Source organism: Bradyrhizobium sp. USDA 3262 (genome assembly GCF_054060035.1).
Genome location: NZ_JBSSCT010000001.1, coordinates 8058969 through 8075923 on the forward strand (window position 1 = coordinate 8058969; position 16955 = coordinate 8075923).

Genomic DNA, 16955 nt, shown 5'->3' on the forward strand with positions numbered 1-16955 from the left:
GCCCCCGCCCCTCGAGCGGCTAGAAGTTTTGCAAGCTCGCAAACAGCGCGAGGCCGAACAGCGCGAGCGCGCCCATGACGAAGCCGAACACGAACATGCCGACCCCGCCGCGGCGCTTCGGCGCCACCACCGGGACGGGCGGCGGCGCCGTCGGCTCGGCGACCGGAAGCGGCGTTGCCACCATCGCATGCTCGCGCTCGATCAGGCGGCGCGCGACATAATCGGTGACGGCATCGACGATCGCGGCGACGTCATGCGATTCGGCGAGCACGATGCGGCCGAACCTCGTGTCCTGCACGAAGCGGTAGATCCGCTTGTCGCGCCCCATCAGCACATGCGCGACGACGTCGATCCACAGCCGCGGCGTCTCGCCCTGGCTGATGCCGCGGTCGAACAGATCGACCTTGTCCGGCACCTGCGCGAACAACGGATCGAGCGCATCGTTGAGGATCTCGAGCCGCGCCACCTCGGCGTCGCGCAACTCGACGACGACACCGGTGCGATCGGCCGCCTCGATCCGCGCCCGCCGCAGCGCCTCTCGCAACGTCGGCCGCATCTCGCGCGCCTCGCTGCCGGTGTTCTGCGGATCGGACATGCCTTGCGGTCTCGTGGTGACGGGTTTCCTGCGCATTAACCTATCAGCAACCAAGATGTCCGCAAAGGGCGTTGGTTCCCAAGCACTTAGACCGCCACTTATCCCCAGATCAAAGACCTGACGCTGTCCCAAAAGCGGTCGACCCCACCCGGATGAAACCGGATGGGGCCGCCGTCCTTGGACGTTTTTCAGCTGCGTTAGGATGCGATTGCGTATCGCGACGTCATCTCTTGTTTGAGCATGATCTCCGCGCAAACGCTTGCGTTAGTCGCGAGGGAAAACCGGTTCCCACTTTTCCCGATCATGCTCGTTCAGGCCGAAACCCGCGACGGCTCCTCGACGATGGAGAAGCGCACACCAGCCTTGTGGCGGCTCTCTTCCGAGACTTCCTTCCAGCACTCTTCGGCTTCCTTGCGGGTCTTGAACGGACCCCGGACCTGGGCTGAGCCTTCGACCAGCTTGTGGAAATTCATCGACCCGAACTCGCCGCCGATCACCCAGAAATTGCTGCCCTTGCTCATCGTCAGTCTCCTTCAAAAAATCGGGCTGCCTTTGCCCAGCCGCCTGCACCTGATCCCCGCAACCTGTTCGCATCGACATTCTTGACATGGCATTGCGAACTGCGTGTCAGGAGATAAACGCGAAAACGCGAAGTTCGTACAGATGCCTTGTTTTTTATTGGTGATGTCATGTAACATCTGAACTTGTAATAAATGTCGATTTGTGAATTTTGTCACAAAATAGGTCAGGAAGCCTGCCATGCCCGGTGAGTCCGGAAAGAAGCTGTTCGTCGGTCCGCGCTTCCGGCGGATCCGCCAGCAATTGGGGCTGTCGCAGACCCAGATCGCCGAGGGGCTCGGCATCTCGCCCTCCTACATCAACCTGATCGAGCGCAACCAGCGCCCGGTAACGGCGCAGATCCTGCTGCGGCTGGCCGAGACCTACGACCTCGACTTGCGCGACCTCGCCACCGCCGACGAGGACCGCTTCTTCGCGGAACTCAACGAGATCTTCTCCGATCCCCTGTTCCGCCAGATCGACCTGCCGAAGCAGGAGCTGCGCGACCTCGCCGAGCTCTGCCCCGGCGTGACGCATGCGCTGCAGCGGCTCTATGCCGCCTACACCGAGGCGCGCCGCGGCGAGACGCTGGTGGCGGCGCAGATGGCCGACCGCGAAGGCTCGCAATTCGACGCCAATCCGATCGAGCGGGTGCGCGACCTGATCGAGGCCAACCGCAACTATTTTCCGGAGCTCGAGACCGCCGCGGAGAGTTTGCGCGACGAACTCAACGTGCCGACCGAAGGCCTGTTCACGGCGCTGACTACGCGCTTGCGCGAAAGACATTCGATCCTGACCCGCGTGATGCCGGTCGACGTGATGCGCGAGACGCTGCGCCGCTTCGATCGGCACCGCCGGCAGCTCTTGATCTCCGAACTGGTCGACAGCTCCGGCCGCAGCTTCCAGCTTGCGCTGCAGATCGGCTTTGTCGAGTGCGGCGCCGCGATCGACGCCATCGTCAGCCGCGCCGGCCCGCTCGACGACACCGCGCGCCGGCTCTACCGCATCACGCTCGCCAATTACTTCGCAGCCGCCGCGATGATGCCCTATCAGGCGTTTCATTCCGCAGCTGAAGCCTTGAGCTACGACGTCCATGTGCTGGCGCAGCGCTTCAACGCCGGCTTCGAGCAGGTCTGCCACCGCCTCACCACGCTGCAACGGCCGAACGCGCGCGGCGTGCCGTTCTTCCTGCTCCGCGTCGACAATGCCGGCAACGTGTCGAAGCGGTTTTCCTCGGGCACCTTCCCGTTCTCCAAGTTCGGCGGCACCTGCCCGCTCTGGAACGTGCACTCGACCTTCGACATGCCGGATCGCCTGCTCAGCCAGGTGATCGAATTGCCGGATGGCACGCGCTACTTCTCGATCGCGCAGATGGTGCGCCGGCCGGTGGCGCCCTACCCGCAGCCGCAGCCGCGCTTTGCGATCGGGCTCGGCTGCGAAATCCGTCATGCGGCAAAACTCGTCTATGCCACCGGCATGGATCTGGAAAAGGTCGAGGGCACCCCGATCGGCGTCAACTGCCGGCTTTGCGAGCGCGAGAATTGCAGCCAGCGCGCCGAGCCGCCGATCACGCGCACCCTGATCCTGGACGAGACGACGCGGCGGGTGTCTTCGTTCGCGTTCTCGAATGCGCGGGAGTTGTGAGCCAAGGCTCAATCCATCGCGGCAAAGGCCCTGCACCAGCCGTCCTTGCTGATCGCGCCCTCGACCACCTTTGCAGCCATCGGGCGCGACGAACAGCGTGCACATCGCCTGCACGAGGCGCTGGTCCGGCGCGGCGCCTGGCCGCCGAAAACGGAGGAGGATTCGACCGAGGACGACGTGCGCTAAAGCAGGATCCGGAAAAGTGCGAAGCGGCTTTCCCTCGCGACAACGCGTTTGCGCGAATCACACACCAAACTAAAGCGCGATGACGATTCGACCCAGCGCGTGTACTCGACGCGACTAATCCGTTGACGTCGTGACCTGACCGTAGGTTCACCCAATGAAAACGGCGGGAGGAACTTTCGGTTCCGCTGCGAGTCATATTTGTGACGCGATGTGGCCTGGGCCGCCAAGGGAGAGACCGAGGGAGAGATCATGTCAAAGTCCCGCCTTGGAATGGCTGCGGCCGGCGTTGCAATTGGCGTTCTGGGAGCGCTGCCGAGCGCGGCCGACGCGGGTTTCCGCCTGCGCGTTGGCGGCCCCGTGAGTGTCGCGCGCTTCGCGATGGCCGGCGTGCTGTCGGTCGCAGGTCTCCGCCACGCACGCATGGCGGCGCGCCACAGCCGCGTCCGCATGGCTGCTCTAAGACCGCAAGATCTTCGCCCCGCCGCCGAGTCGATCGGCCCGAGTGAGCGCGCGCAGCTCACTGCCGTCGCCGCGCTGGCCGGCTGGCAGGGCGGCCGAGCTGCGCAAGGCTGGTGGCAGCACTCCGACGGTTCATACGGCTGGGTCGGTCCGCTCTTCTGGCCGTTTGCCTATAGCGATCTCTATGACTACGTGCTTCTCAATGATGGCAGCGGCTTCTGGGCCTATGGCTACGGCGATCTCTACGCCGCGATCTTCTCGCCTTACGCTGCGAGCGATCTCTCAGCGTTTGCGGCCGAGCGCCCCGCCGGGAGGCGGCATCGCAAAGCGCCCTCGGTGCAGGAATTCTGTAGCGGCGACACCGCCGAGACGACCGGCCTTCCCCTCGAGCGGATCGGCCTGGCGGTCGCGGCGAACGAGGCGCAGCGCGCAGCCTTCGACGAGCTCGCGAGCGCCTGGATTTCCGCCGGCAACACCATCCGCGCTTCCTGTCCAGCACAGACCGCAACCACCGCGCTGGAGCGACTCGCGGCCATGCAGAGCCGCGTCAACGCGATGCTGAGCGCAGTTGCGACCGTTATGCCGCCATTTCAAAAATTCTACGATCTCCTAAGCGATGAACAGAAGGCCCAGCTCAACACGCCCGAACGCGACCGCCGCGCTAACGCTGCGGCCGCGAAGCTGAAGGAGATGCAGGACGCCGCCTGCCAGGCGAGCCGTGAACCGCAAGACGAGCAACAGGCCGAAAAGCAATACCGCCAGCTCGTCGCCCAGCAATGGCCCCTCGACGACATCGTCGCCAGCCTGAAACTGAACGATACGCAACGGGCCGCGCTCGAAGTGGTGCAGGATACCACGATGGGCACCATGGAAGCCTTAAACCCATGCCCGCCAAAGGACGCGCTCACCCCGCCGGCCCGCCTTAAGGCCGCAAAGGCGCGGTTGGAAGCGATGAGAGAGGCGATCATCAGCGTGAACGACGCGGTCGACGATTTCCGTTGGAACCTGAGTGACGAGCAGAAGACGCAGTTCGAGGGGCTCGGTCTGAAGAAGCGGGGGGTGTGATTTTTCCATCCCCAAGCGGCGCTGGTCGGCCAAGGCGATACTTCGCATCCCCTGTCGCATTTGCTAGTCGTCCGCTAAGAAGGGCTGTACATGCGGGCATGCGTTATAGGGGCGGGCTCTAAGTAGTTCGGTCGCGCGACCGAGACGCCGTTCAACATGAACTTTGAGGCCCGCACATAGTCAACTGAACTTCTTTGGATGTTGCTTATTGGCCCAAGGCCGACATGCGGCGATGTCGGCCTCAACCTCAGCTTCCGAGATCAAAGCGGACGCGAAGAATTCATGAGTACACGCCCTGATCTCATCGCGCCTTAGCGCGTACCGCGCTCGACTTGCCCAAGCGGAGGCCGAGCGAGGCGGCGGACGTCATGCGACGGCACAACCAGCCGGGGCTTGCGAGCCGGCATGCGCGCAGGACATCCGCCTGAGCGACTGCCCATCCGTCGACCGCGCCCCGGATCTGTGGCGCGCAACGGCCCTCGCCTTCGCGCGGCGCGCCGGAAAGCGCAGCCGCGCGAGAGAGACGACAGCGTCAGATCAATCTGCGCCGTTTTGGATCGCTCGGCCTGCTAACCGCCGGGCGGCGTGTAGGCGGCCTTGAGCTTGGTCGCGTGCTGACGCACCACCTTGATCTCGTCCTGGGTAAAGAGCCGGATCAGCCGCACATTCTGCATGGCGCCGGCCGCGACGACCACGCCGCTGACCGCAGGCGCGAAGCTCGGATCCGGCACGTCGAAGATCACCATCACGCCGGGGCCATCGGTCGCCGTGCTGTACATCGAAATCAGTTTCCCGCCGGCGGCCTCGATCAACTTCTTCGCGGCCTCGTATCGATTGGTCGTCGGGTTTTCCATGATGTTGTTCAGGGAACGCGGGGTGTATTCACCAGAGAAGCAGAAATGCATGGCAATCGCTCCGTTTGGTTGGAATGAAAAAAACATTCACCCAGGCACGCGGCCCGGGCAGAGCATTTCGTACTGAAAAATGGGAAGAAATGGCCTGCCGATGGCCAGTCGCGCTGCCGCTCATTCTCCGGATTTCGGCGCAACCGGTGGCAGCTCACTGCGCAATCTACATCAAATAGCCGGCAAATGAAATCGCGCTCTATCGAGACCGCCTGTAGGGCAGCCTGCCTGACACACGAGCGAGCATGGTGTGTCCACGACCAACCCCGACCTCACCCGCACCCTTTGCCTCACATCATGCGACAGGCACAACGCCTTGCAAACAAGGGCGATCTGCCTCAGTGTCCGGCGCCCGCCACCAAGAACAAGCGAAAGAAAACTCATGAAGCATCGCGCGCTCGGCCGCTCCGGCCTCACTGTTCCTCCCCTGTGCTTCGGCTGCAATGTATTCGGCTGGACCGTGGACGAGACGTCGTCGTTTCGCCTGCTCGACACCGTGCTCGATCAGGGGCTGACCTTCCTGGATACGGCGGATGTCTATTCACGCTGGGTGCCGGGCCACAGCGGCGGCGAATCCGAGACCATCATCGGCAAATGGATGAAGGCGCGCGGCAACCGCAACCGCGTCATCCTCGCCACCAAGGTCGGCATGGACATGGGAGACGGCAATGTCGGGCTGAAGCCGGACTACATCGCGCGCGCCGTCGAGGATTCGCTGCGGCGGCTGCAGACCGATTTCATCGATCTCTACCAGTCCCACAAGGACGATGAGACGACACCGCAGGAAGAGACGCTCGCGGCCTACGACAGACTGATCAAGGCCGGCAAGGTCAGGGCGATCGGCGCCTCGAACTTCTCGGCGGAGCGGCTCCAAAGTGCGCTCGACATTGCCAAGGCGAACGGGTTGCCGCGCTACGAGAGCATGCAGCCCGAATACAGCCTGGCGGAGCGCTCGAGCTACGAAGGCGCGCTGCAACGTGTCTGCGAGGCGAACGACGTCGGCGTGATCACGTTCTTCTCGCTCGCCGCAGGATTTTTGACCGGCAAATATCGCTCGGAGAGCGACTTCGCCAAGAGCCCGCGCGGTGCACGCAGCATTCCGAAATACATGAACCCGCGCGGCATGCGCATCCTGGCCGGTCTCGACGAGGTCGCCGCGGAAACCCGCGCCGAGCCGGCCGCGGTCGCGCTCGCCTGGCTGATGGCAAAACCCTCGGTCACCGCGCCGATTGCCAGCGCCACCAGGCCCGAGCAGGTCGCAACGCTGGTCGCGGCGACCAAACTTGAGTTGAGCAAGGACCAGGTCGAACGGCTGGACGCCGCGAGCGCGTAGCGCGGCTCCACTTCACCTCGCCCCGCGTGCGGGGAGAGGTCGGAACGCATCGCTAGATGCGTTCCGGGTGAGGGTGAGCCTCCGCGAATGCAGCTATCGCCGGATCTGCGGAGACAGCCCCTCACCCCAACCCTCTCCCCGTAAGAACGAGGCGAGGGAGCACACCGCCTTCGCGGCTGCCGTTCAATCCCGCCTCACCTCGCCTATCCCCACGGGCCGCGCTGGCTCGACGATCCGCCCCACGGGCTGCGCGGCGGATAGCTTCCACCGGCCGGGCGCGGCGCGGTTTGGGTGCCGAGCTCGGCGGCGAGCTGCTGCAGCGCGGCGATGCGGTTCGCGGTCGAGGGGTGGGTCGCGAACAGGTTGTCGACGCCGTGGCCCGACAGCGGGTTGATGATGAACATATGCGCGGTGGCCGGATTGCGCTCGGCTTCCATGTTCGGCACCTGGTGAGCGGCGTTCTCGATTTTCGCGAGCGCCGAGGCAAGCCACATCGGCTGGCCGACGATGCGCGCGCCGTAATTGTCGGCGGCGTATTCGCGGGTGCGGCTGATCGCCATCTGCACCAGCATGGCGCCGAGCGGCGCCAGGATCATCATCGCGATCGAGCCGACGATGCCGGGGCCGTTGTTATTGCGGTTGCCGCCGAAGAACATGCCGAACTGTGCCAGCATCGAGATCGCACCGGCGATCGTCGCCGTGATCGTCATGGTCAGCGTGTCGTGGTGCTTGATATGCGCAAGCTCATGCGCGATCACGCCGGCAAGCTCCTCGCGGCTGAGCTGCTGCATCAGGCCTGTGGTGACGGCGACCGCCGCGTTCTCCGGATTGCGGCCGGTCGCGAACGCATTCGGCTGCGCCTCGTCCATCACGAACACGCGCGGCATCGGGAGCGCGGCGCGCTGCGCCAGCTCGGCGACGAGATTGTAGAGTTCGGGCGCCGAGCCCGCATCGACCTGATGGGCGCCGTACATCGACAGCACCATGCGATCGGAATTCCAGTAGGCGAACAGATTTGTCGCAGCCGCGACCATCAGCGCGATCACGGCGCCGGTGCCGCCGCCGATCAGATAGCCGACCCCCATGAACAGGGCGGTGAGGCCGGCAAGCAGGAGCGCGGTGCGGAAATAGTTCATCGTGGTTCCCTGACGGCAGACGGAATGCTGCCACAACTGACGCCGCTCAGGTAGGGATTTTGACGCTGAAGCCGCAAGGGGAACCAGTGCGTCGCAGCGACGCGGCGCGGGTTAACAATCGGTCACCTGCAAGCAGTCACCCGCAGTTCGTAGCCCGCATGAGCGAAGCGACATGCGGGGGGCACCGCCCCGGATATCGCTTCGCTCATCCGGGCTACGAGATCGTGCCTCCGCCGCCGGTTCGGAAGCACGCTACGCCGCCGGCTCCTGCGCGATCACCGCTTCGTCCTCGCGCAGTGCGATGCGCAACATGCGGGCGAGCTCGGCGCGGCTGTAGGGTTTTGCCAGGAACAGGATGCCCTGTTCGAGCTTGCCGTCCTGGTCGATGGCGTCATCGGTATAGCCCGACGTGAACAGTACGCGGAGACCCGGGCGGCGCTTCCGCGCCTCGGTGGCAAGGTCGCGCCCGTTCATCGCGCCCGGCATGATGACGTCGGTGAACAAGAGATCGATCGGCGCGCCGCTGTCGAGCACGGCAAGGGCTTCGCGGCCATTATTGGCCGACAGCGTGGTGTAGCCGAGGCTCTCGATCTGGGTCAGCACATAAGAGCGCACCAGCTTGTCGTCCTCGACGACGAGCACGATTTCCCGCGCGCCGCGCGCGTCCGGCTGCCGCCGCTCGGGCACTGCTGCCGGCGAGACCACCGCCGCGCGCGGCAGATAGAGCATCACCCTGGTGCCGCGGCCGACCTCGCTGTCGAGCACGACGTGGCCGTTGGATTGCCTGACGAAGCCGTAGACCATGCTCAGCCCGAGCCCGGTGCCCTTGCCGACGTCCTTGGTGGTGAAGAACGGCTCGAACACCTTGGCCAGGTCGGCTTCCGCAATGCCCCGGCCGTTGTCGGTCAGCGCGATCGCGACATAATCGCCGGCGGCAAGCCCGTCATGGCCGTTCACGTCCGATGGCTTGAGCTCGGCGGTGCGGGTCTCGATCGTCAGCCGGCCGCCCTTCGGCATCGCGTCGCGCGCGTTGAGCGCAAGGTTGATGATCGCGGTGACGAGCTGGTTGCCATCGACCAGTGCGCGCGGCAGATCGGGTGCGGAGCGAAAATCGATGTCGACATGGTCGCCGATCGTGGGCCGCAGCAGCTCGATGGTGTCGACCATCAACGCGTTGACGTCGACGTCGCTCGGCTGCAGCGGCTGCTTGCGCGCGAAGGCGAGCAGATGCCGCGTCAGCGATGCGCCGCGCTCGGCGGCGTCGCGGATCAGCGAGGTGATCTCGGTGAGCTGACGGTTGTGGGTGACTGCCTCGGCCAGGATGTCGATGGTGCCGGTGATGACGGTGAGGATGTTGTTGAAGTCGTGCGCGATGCCACCGGTGAGCTGGCCGACCGCTTCCATCTTCTGCGCCTGGCGGGTCTTGTTCTCATTGGCCTCGGCCTCGCGGAAACGCTCGAGCAGGAATTCCGAGCGCTGGCGCTGCCGTCCCTCCTCGGCGAGCGCGACATGCGCCTCGCGCAACTGCTCTTCGGTCGGGATCGCGAGGATCCGCGGGATCAGCGGCCAGAGCAGCACGGCGGTGAAGATCGAGGCGACAGCGGTGAGCGCCTTGAGCAGGCCCTCGATACCGTAGATCGGCACCCACAGCGTGTAGATCGAGAACACATGGGTGAGGCCGCAGGCGAGGATGAACGCGGCGAACGGCCAGGCCATCCAGCCGAACTGGAAATCGCGCCGCTTGGAGACGAGGATCGCCAGCGCAAACGGGATCGAAAAATACGAAGCGGCAATGATCGCGTCTGAAATCACGTGGAGCCAGATCAGCTCCGGTTCCCACAACAGGCAGATGCCGTGCGGCGAAAACGTCGACGAATCCAAGAGACGCTCGAGAAAACTCCACATGGGTCCCTCCGGGCGTGATCGATCCGCCGACACCCCTGCCCGCGAATCACCGGCCGATCATAGCGGCGGCGGCTGAACCTACCTCAGCTCAATTGGTCTAAGAGCGGCACCCCCGTTGTTGCCCGGTGTCGCCCTGGTGTATGCAGATTGGGCTTCAATTCCCCTTTTTCCAGCCGGTGACATCGATGCCAGCCTCTCCCCTCCGTGCCCCGATCATGATCGCAGCGATCGCGGGGGCGCTGGCGCTCTCCACCCTCGCCTCGGCTCAGCAGCCGCTGCCCAGCCCCTTGAATCCCGCGCCAGTCAGGCCGCGCCCTGCCGCCGTCGCCACGCCGAGGGCTGCGTCCTGCCACAACGGGCAAAACTTCGATCGCTTCCTCGCCGAGCTGAAGCAGAAGGCGATCGCCGCCGGCGTCTCGCAGCGCACGATCGCGGAGGCCGCGCCCTACCTGATCTACGATCAGGGCATCGTCAACCGCGACCGAGGCCAGCGCGTGTTCGGGCAGATCTTCACCCAGTTCGCGGGCCGCATGGCCGCGAACTATCGCATGCAGCAGGGCCAGCAATACATCCGGACCTATGCGGCCGCGTTCGCTCGCGCCGAGAAGGAGTATGGCGTGCCGCCGGCGGTGATCGCCGCGTTCTGGGGACTGGAGAGCGATTTCGGCGTCCAGATGGGCAATCTTCCGACGCTGAAATCGCTGGTGTCGCTGGCCTATGATTGCCGCCGCTCGGAGATGTTCCAGGGCGAGACCATCGCCGCGCTGAAGATCATCGAGCGCGGCGACCTGACGCCCGACGAGATGATCGGCTCGTGGGCCGGCGAGCTCGGCCAGACGCAATTCTTGCCGACGCACTATTTCAACTACGCGGTCGACTATGACGGCGACGGCCACCGCAATCTCCTGCAAAGCGGCCCCGACGTGATCGGCTCGACCGCGAACTACATCGCCACCGGATTGAAGTGGCGGCGCGGCGAGCCGTGGCTGCAGGAGGTGCGCGTGCCGCAGGCGGCCAATTTCCCGTGGGACCAGGCTGATCTCACCATCAAGCTGCCGCGCTCGAAATGGGCGTCGCTTGGCGTCAGCTTGACCGACGGCAAGTCATTGCCGAATGACGAGATGCCGGCCTCGCTACTGCTGCCGATGGGCCGGATGGGTCCGGCGTTCCTGGCCTATGCGAATTTCGCCGCCTACACCGAGTGGAACAACTCGCTGATCTATTCCACCACCGCCGGCTATCTCGCCGGCCGCATCGCGGGCGCACCGCCGATGCAGCGGCCGCACGCGCCGGTCGCGCAACTGCCGTTCGGCGAGATCAAGGAGCTGCAGGGACTGCTCGCGCGCGCCGGCTACGACGTCGGCAAGATCGACGGCGTGCTCGGACAGGCAAGCCGCAGCGCGGTGAAGGCGATGCAGTTGAAATACGGCCTGCCGGCGGATTCCTGGCCGACCGCGGAGCTCCTGGCGCGGATGCGCGGCGGGCCGCGCACCCAGCCGGCCGCCGATGCTGCGGCACCGGGGATGCGGTAGAGCAAACGCCCATTTTCCGTAGCCCCGATGCAGCGCAGCGAAATCCGGGACAAGCCCCGATGCGCCTTCCCGGATTGCGCTGCGCTCCATCCGGGCTACGCGACCTCGTACGATCCGTCACCCTGAGGTGCGAGCGGAGCGAGCCTCGAAGGGTCGACGGCCACCAGCCCGGCCGTACTTCCTTCGAGGCTCGCTGCGATCGCACCTCAGGATGACGGGTCCAAGACGGGGCGCGGCCGGGAAATATTTGACCAAGTGTTACAGCTCCCCGCAGTTGTATTCTTCCCCTTGCCGCCCCACTTGCAGCATCGCCGTTCGGTAACATCCGGATTTCATCAGAACAGGGAGCATCACATGTCCTTTCATGACGCCGTCGTCCCCGCCTACCTGCAGATCCTCAACAGCCTCACCGGCGAGCTGACCAAGGCCGAGGCGCATTGCGAGGCCAAGAAGATCGCGCCCGAGGTGCTGCTGGGATCGCGGCTCTATCCCGACATGCTGCCGCTGACCAAGCAGGTGCAGCTGGTCTGCGATCACGCCGCACGGGGCTGCGCGCGGCTGACCCATAGCGAGGTGCCGTCGACGCCCGACACCGAGAAGAGCATCAGTGAACTGAAGCAGCGGCTCGCCAAGACCATCGACTATGTGAAGTCGTTCATGCCGGCGCAGTTCGACGGCGCCGACGCCCGGGACGTCACCTTCCCGATCGGTCCCGATCGCACCATGACCCTGAAGGGTCAGCAATTCCTCAGCGCGTTCTCGTTCCCGAACTTCTACTTCCATGCCGTGACCGCGCACGACATCCTGCGCCACAACGGCGTCGAGATCGGCAAGCGCGATTTCCTCGGCGTGAGCTGACGTGCTTCGTTCCCTCATGGTGAGGAGCACGTCGTCGCGCGTCTCGAACCATGAGGCCCCACTCGGGCCACATCCTTCGAGACGCCGCTTCGCGGCTGCTCAGGATGAGGACCTACAAGGGCCGGGGTGATCGATATTCCCCGGCGCGGGATTTTCCGCCTTCGCCTAGGCTGCGGCGCGACACGTCGCCTCGCATCCGCGGCCGTGCTACTGCTCCCTGACAACAACAAGACGTCAGGGAGCACGCCATGTCGACCACAACCCACGCACCGAAAGCCATCGATCCGTCCGCCTCGCTGCATGCCGAAGCGCTGGGACTGGCGAAAAACCACGGCCGCCTCGCCGGGCGGCGCATTATCGTGGTCGGCGCGGGACAGCGCACCACGGTGGATGAAGCGCCGCCGATCGGCAACGGCCGCGCCATGAGCGTGCTGTTCGCGCGCGAGGGCGCTGCGGTCGCCTGCCTCGACGTCAACAAGGACGCGGCCGACGACACCGTCGCGCAGATCACCGGCGAAGGCGGCAAGGCCTTCACCGATGTGGTCGATGTCTCCGACGTCGCGGCGATCGCGCCCGCGGTCGAACGCTGCGCACAAAGGCTCGGCGGGCTCGACGGGCTGGCGCTCAACGTCGGAATTTCCTCCGGCTTGTCGCTGCCCAAGATGACGGCCGAAGCCTGGGACCGCGACTACGCCGTCAATGTGCGCAGCCACATGCTGTTCGCGCAGAAGGCGCTGGAGGTGATGGCGCCGGGCGGCGCGATCATCCTGATCTCGTCGATGGCGAGCCAGCGCGCCGGCGGCCGCAACCCGGCCTATGAATCCTCCAAGGCGGCGCAGATCGCGCTGGGCCGGGCGATCGCGCGGGCCGGCGAGGACAAGGGCATTCGCTGCAATGTGATCGCGCCCGGCTTCATGGACACGCCGATGGGCCGTGACGCCAGCCGCAGGCGATCGGACCGCGCCGTGACAGTGCCTTTCGGCCGCCAGGGCACCGGCTGGGAGGTCGCCTATACTGCGCTGTTCCTGATTTCGAATGAATCGTCCTACGTGAACGCGCACACCCTGTTCCTCGATGCCGGCCACATGGGCGGAATTGTGCGCAGCTAGCCTGCGGAGCGCGAATGCCTCGGGCATTGCGCTCGTCGCGGCAATGCACAATTCTCCTTCATCAGTCATTCTCTGGAACATTTACATGAGCCAATCGACCAAACTTCTCGAGCCCCACAAGCTCGGCCCGCTGACGCTGCCGAACCGCCTGGTGATGGCGCCACTGACGCGCAACCGCGCGGTGCCGCCCGGCATGGTGCCGAGCCCGCTCGCGGTGGACTATTACGGCCAGCGCGCTTCCGCCGGCCTTCTGATCACCGAAGCGAGCCAGGTCTCGCAGCAGGGCCAGGGCTATCAGGACACGCCCGGCATCTATTCGAAGGAACAAGTCGAGGGCTGGCGCAAGGTCACCGATCGGGTGCATGAGCGCGGCGGCCGCATCTTCATCCAACTCTGGCATGTCGGCCGCATCTCGCATGTCGCACTGCAGCCGAACGGCGGCCCACCGGTGGCGCCGAGCGCGATCAAAGCCAAGACCAAGACCTTCGTGAACGGCACGTTTGCCGACGTGTCCGAGCCACGCGCGCTCGAATTGTCGGAGATTCCGGGGATCATCGAGGACTTCAAGCGCGGCACGGCGAATGCGCTGGCCGCCGGCTTCGACGGCGTCGAGATCCACGGCGCCAACGGCTATTTGCTCGACCAGTTCGCCCGCGACGGCACCAACAAGCGCACCGACACTTATGGCGGCGGAATCGAGAACCGCGCCAAGCTGATGCTGGACGTGTCCAAGGCGGTCGCCATCGAGGCCGGCGCCGATCGCACCGGCATCAGGATCTCGCCGGTGACGCCGGCCAACGACATCACCGACTCCAATCCGCAAGCGCTGTTCGACTACATCGTCGACCAGCTCAGTGCGCTGAAGCTGACCTATCTCCACGTCGTCGAGGGCGCGACCGGCGGCCCGCGCGATATCGCGCCGTTCGACTACGCCTCGTTGCGCAAGCGCTTCAAGCAGGCCTATGTCGCCAACAACGGCTACGATTTCGCGCTGGCGGAGAAAGTGCTGGAGGCCGGCGCGGCCGACCTGATCGCGTTCGGCAAGCCGTTCATCTCCAACCCCGATCTGGTCGAGCGGCTCAAGACCGGCGCGACGCTCAACGAGTGGGACAAGGCGACCTTCTACGGCGGCGGCGCCAAGGGCTACACCGATTATCCGACGCTGAAGGCGACCGAGGCGGCGGAGTAAGATGGTGTGCTCCCTCTCCCCGTCCTTACGGGGAGAGGGTCGGGGTGAGGGGCTCTCTCCACAAATTCGAGAGACGGATATGCGGAGAGCCCCCTCACCCGGATTGCTTCGCAATCCGACCTCTCCCCGCAAGCGGGGCGAGGTGACTAAACATAAAGGCCGGGATCGCTCCCGGCCTTTCGTCGTCTTCGGATGGCGTGGGCTGGTACGCCTTACTTCGCTTCGGCGCGCTTCGGCGGGTTGGCCGGCCACGACTTGATCAGCGTGTCGTAATCGATCGTCTCGCCCTTCGGCTTCTCGTTCGCGAGCTTGCGCTGCGGAGCGATGGTGCCGTCCTTCTCGGCCTTCTTGTACCAGAACTCGGCGGATTCCTTCTTGTTCAGCTTCGGTCCGCAGGCGCCCTGCACACCGGACTTCTCAAGACGCTCCATCACCGAATCCTGGGCCGCGGCCAGCGCGTCCATCGCCTGCTGCGGCGTCTTGGTACCGGACGACGCATCGCCGATGTTCTGCCACCACAGCTGCGCGAGCTTCGGGTAGTCCGGCACGTTGTTGCCGGTCGGGGTCCACTGCACGCGCGCGGGCGAACGGTAGAACTCGATCAGGCCGCCGAGCTTCGGCGCACGCTCGGTGAACGACTTGTCCCAGATATCGGACTCACGGATGAAGGTGAGACCGACATGGCTCTTCTTCAGCGACACCGACTTGGAGATGATGAACTGCAGATAGAGCCAGGCAGCCTTGCGGCGATCCGGCGGGGTCGACTTCAACAGCGTCACGGAGCCGGCGTCCTGATAGCCGAGCTTCATGCCTTCCTTCCAGTAAGAGCCGTGCGGCGACGGAGCCATACGCCACTTCGGCGTACCGTCCGCGTTCATCACGGCGATGCCCGGCTTCACCATGTCGGCGGTGAAGGCGGTGTACCAGAACATCTGCTGGGCGATGTTGCCCTGCGCCGGGACCGGCCCTGCTTCCGAGAAGGTCATGCCCTGGGCCTGCGGCGGGGCATACTTCTTCAGCCAGTCGAGATATTTGGTGATCGAGTAAACCGCGGCCGGGCCGTTGGTGTCGCCACCACGCTCGACCGAGGAGCCGACCGGCCGGCAGCCTTCCATGCGGATGCCCCACTCGTCGACCGGCAGGCCGTTCGGGATACCCTTGTCGCCGTTGCCGGCCATCGACAGCCAGGCGTCGGTGAACCGCCAGCCGAGCGAGGGATCCTTCTTGCCGTAGTCCATATGGCCGTAGATCTTGACGCCGTTGATCTCCTTGATGTCGTTGGTGAAGAACTCGGCGATGTCTTCATAGGCCGACCAGTTCACGGGCACGCCGAGCTCATAGCCATACTTGGCCTTGAACTTGGCCTTGTACTCGGGGTTGGTGAACCAGTCGTAGCGGAACCAATAGAGGTTCGCGAACTGCTGGTCGGGCAGCTGGTAGAGCTTGCCGTCCGGCGCCGTGGTGAACGACTTGCCGATGAAGTCATCGACGTCGAGCATCGGGTCGGTGACCTCCTTGCCCTCACCCTTCATGTAGTCCGACAGGATGATGGTCTGACCGTAGCGGAAGTGGGTGCCGATCAGGTCGGAGTCGTTGATCCAGCCGTCATAGACGTTCTTGCCCGACTGCATCTGGGTCTGCAGCTTCTCGACGACGTCACCTTCCTGGATGATGTCGTGCTTGAGCTTGATGCCGGTCAGTTCGGAGAACGCCTTGGCCAGCGTCTGCGATTCATATTCGTGCGTCGTGATCGTTTCCGAGACGACGTTGATCTCCATGCCCTTGAAGGGTTCGGCGGCCTTGGCGAACCACTCGAGCTCCTTCTTCTGGTCTTCCTTCGACAGCGTCGAGGGCTGGAATTCCGCGATCCACTTCTGGATCACGGCATCGTCGGCGGCGCGGGCCGGCGTGGCGACCGCGAGCGAGGCTGCGATCAGCGCGGCGGCGCTGGTCATAGTCAAAAGACTATCCTTTGTCGTTCTCAAATGTCGCATTATGATTCCTCCGGTTGCAGCGACAAACAAAACCCCAGGCCCGGGTTGACCCCGGATCTGCTCTTCTTCGCTTTCGTCAGACGGTGCGAAAGATCGCCACGGCTGAAAGAAGCGAAATCAGCGTTGCGAGCCACAGGCTCGAAATTTCCACGCCCTCGCCGATCGGCAGGGTGAGGATCGGATCGGTGCCGACGAGGCCGATCCACACCAGGTGGATCACCGCCGCCAGCACCAGCGAAATGAACAAACGATCGCCGCGCGTGGTCGGGATGCGCAGCACGCCGACCCGCTCGGCCTCGGGATAGACCGCCGCGAGCAAGGTCATCACGCCGAGCGTCGAGGCCAGCAGCACGAAGAAGATCGCGGTCGGCAGCGTCCAGGCCATCCATGCGATGGATTCCATGACTCAAATCCCTCCACACGATGCGGTGCGCTCCCTCTCCCATGGGGAGAGGGTTGGGGTGAGGGGGTACGGTCCATCGATCGA

At 64.8% G+C, this 16955-nt stretch carries 15 protein-coding genes; 8 read left to right on the forward strand and 7 right to left on the reverse strand.

From position 1 onward, the window contains the following. Positions 1-19 precede the first annotated feature (19 nt). Both ACVWYP_RS38080 and ACVWYP_RS38085 read right to left on the reverse strand, forming a co-directional pair. Entirely contained in the window at positions 20-595 is a 576-nt protein-coding gene (locus ACVWYP_RS38080) for a hypothetical protein (protein WP_304500378.1), read from the reverse strand. A 311-nt stretch (positions 596-906) separates the two neighbouring features. Next, positions 907-1116 carry a DUF4170 domain-containing protein gene (locus ACVWYP_RS38085; protein ID WP_016839740.1) on the reverse strand — a complete coding sequence of 70 codons (210 nt, stop codon included), beginning with the start codon at positions 1114-1116 and terminating at the stop codon, positions 907-909. A gap of 238 nt (positions 1117-1354) precedes the next feature. Here ACVWYP_RS38085 and ACVWYP_RS38090 point away from each other — a divergent pair, with 238 nt between their 5' ends. From ACVWYP_RS38090 to ACVWYP_RS38100, 3 genes are all read left to right on the forward strand, one after another. Next, positions 1355-2797, forward strand: a complete 1443-nt coding sequence (locus tag ACVWYP_RS38090) for a helix-turn-helix domain-containing protein (RefSeq protein WP_028338619.1) — start codon at positions 1355-1357, stop codon at positions 2795-2797. Between the two features lie 45 nt (positions 2798-2842). Further along, positions 2843-2983 (forward strand): hypothetical protein, encoded by a 141-nt coding sequence (locus ACVWYP_RS38095; protein ID WP_304496910.1) that lies wholly within the window; start codon positions 2843-2845, stop codon positions 2981-2983. Positions 2984-3253: 270 nt separating this feature from the next. Beyond that, complete coding sequence (locus ACVWYP_RS38100; protein WP_304500379.1) at positions 3254-4507, forward strand: Spy/CpxP family protein refolding chaperone; 1254 nt, start codon at positions 3254-3256, stop codon at positions 4505-4507. A gap of 569 nt (positions 4508-5076) precedes the next feature. Here the strand turns inward: ACVWYP_RS38100 and ACVWYP_RS38105 are convergent. Next, positions 5077-5412: a GYD domain-containing protein gene (locus ACVWYP_RS38105; RefSeq protein WP_028338617.1), complete on the reverse strand. Its 336-nt coding sequence runs from the start codon at positions 5410-5412 to the stop codon at positions 5077-5079. 382 nt (positions 5413-5794) lie between these two features. On the opposite strand from ACVWYP_RS38105, the gene ACVWYP_RS38110 reads away from it, so the two are divergent. Further along, positions 5795-6745, forward strand: coding sequence for an aldo/keto reductase (locus ACVWYP_RS38110; protein ID WP_304496911.1), 951 nt, complete (start codon positions 5795-5797; stop codon positions 6743-6745). Between the two features lie 203 nt (positions 6746-6948). Here ACVWYP_RS38110 and htpX read toward each other — a convergent pair whose 3' ends face one another. Both htpX and ACVWYP_RS38120 read right to left on the reverse strand, forming a co-directional pair. Next, complete coding sequence (gene htpX / locus ACVWYP_RS38115; protein ID WP_304496912.1) at positions 6949-7881, reverse strand: zinc metalloprotease HtpX; 933 nt, start codon at positions 7879-7881, stop codon at positions 6949-6951. 252 nt (positions 7882-8133) lie between these two features. Continuing rightward, positions 8134-9786 carry an ATP-binding protein gene (locus ACVWYP_RS38120; RefSeq protein ID WP_304496913.1) on the reverse strand — a complete coding sequence of 551 codons (1653 nt, stop codon included), beginning with the start codon at positions 9784-9786 and terminating at the stop codon, positions 8134-8136. A 185-nt stretch (positions 9787-9971) separates the two neighbouring features. On the opposite strand from ACVWYP_RS38120, the gene ACVWYP_RS38125 reads away from it, so the two are divergent. From ACVWYP_RS38125 to ACVWYP_RS38140, 4 genes are all read left to right on the forward strand, one after another. After that, positions 9972-11318 (forward strand): lytic murein transglycosylase, encoded by a 1347-nt coding sequence (locus ACVWYP_RS38125; RefSeq protein ID WP_304496914.1) that lies wholly within the window; start codon positions 9972-9974, stop codon positions 11316-11318. A 354-nt stretch (positions 11319-11672) separates the two neighbouring features. Beyond that, positions 11673-12176 carry a DUF1993 domain-containing protein gene (locus ACVWYP_RS38130; protein ID WP_304496915.1) on the forward strand — a complete coding sequence of 168 codons (504 nt, stop codon included), beginning with the start codon at positions 11673-11675 and terminating at the stop codon, positions 12174-12176. A 248-nt stretch (positions 12177-12424) separates the two neighbouring features. Next, positions 12425-13285: an SDR family NAD(P)-dependent oxidoreductase gene (locus ACVWYP_RS38135; RefSeq protein ID WP_304496916.1), complete on the forward strand. Its 861-nt coding sequence runs from the start codon at positions 12425-12427 to the stop codon at positions 13283-13285. 85 nt (positions 13286-13370) lie between these two features. Further along, positions 13371-14474: an alkene reductase gene (locus tag ACVWYP_RS38140; protein ID WP_304496917.1), complete on the forward strand. Its 1104-nt coding sequence runs from the start codon at positions 13371-13373 to the stop codon at positions 14472-14474. A 212-nt stretch (positions 14475-14686) separates the two neighbouring features. Here the strand turns inward: ACVWYP_RS38140 and ACVWYP_RS38145 are convergent, their stop codons facing one another. Together ACVWYP_RS38145 and ACVWYP_RS38150 are read right to left on the reverse strand one after the other, a co-directional pair. Continuing rightward, positions 14687-16429 carry an ABC transporter substrate-binding protein gene (locus tag ACVWYP_RS38145; RefSeq protein ID WP_028338610.1) on the reverse strand — a complete coding sequence of 581 codons (1743 nt, stop codon included), beginning with the start codon at positions 16427-16429 and terminating at the stop codon, positions 14687-14689. A gap of 115 nt (positions 16430-16544) precedes the next feature. Continuing rightward, complete coding sequence (locus ACVWYP_RS38150) at positions 16545-16871, reverse strand: DUF2160 domain-containing protein (RefSeq protein ID WP_304496918.1); 327 nt, start codon at positions 16869-16871, stop codon at positions 16545-16547. Positions 16872-16955 lie beyond the last annotated feature (84 nt).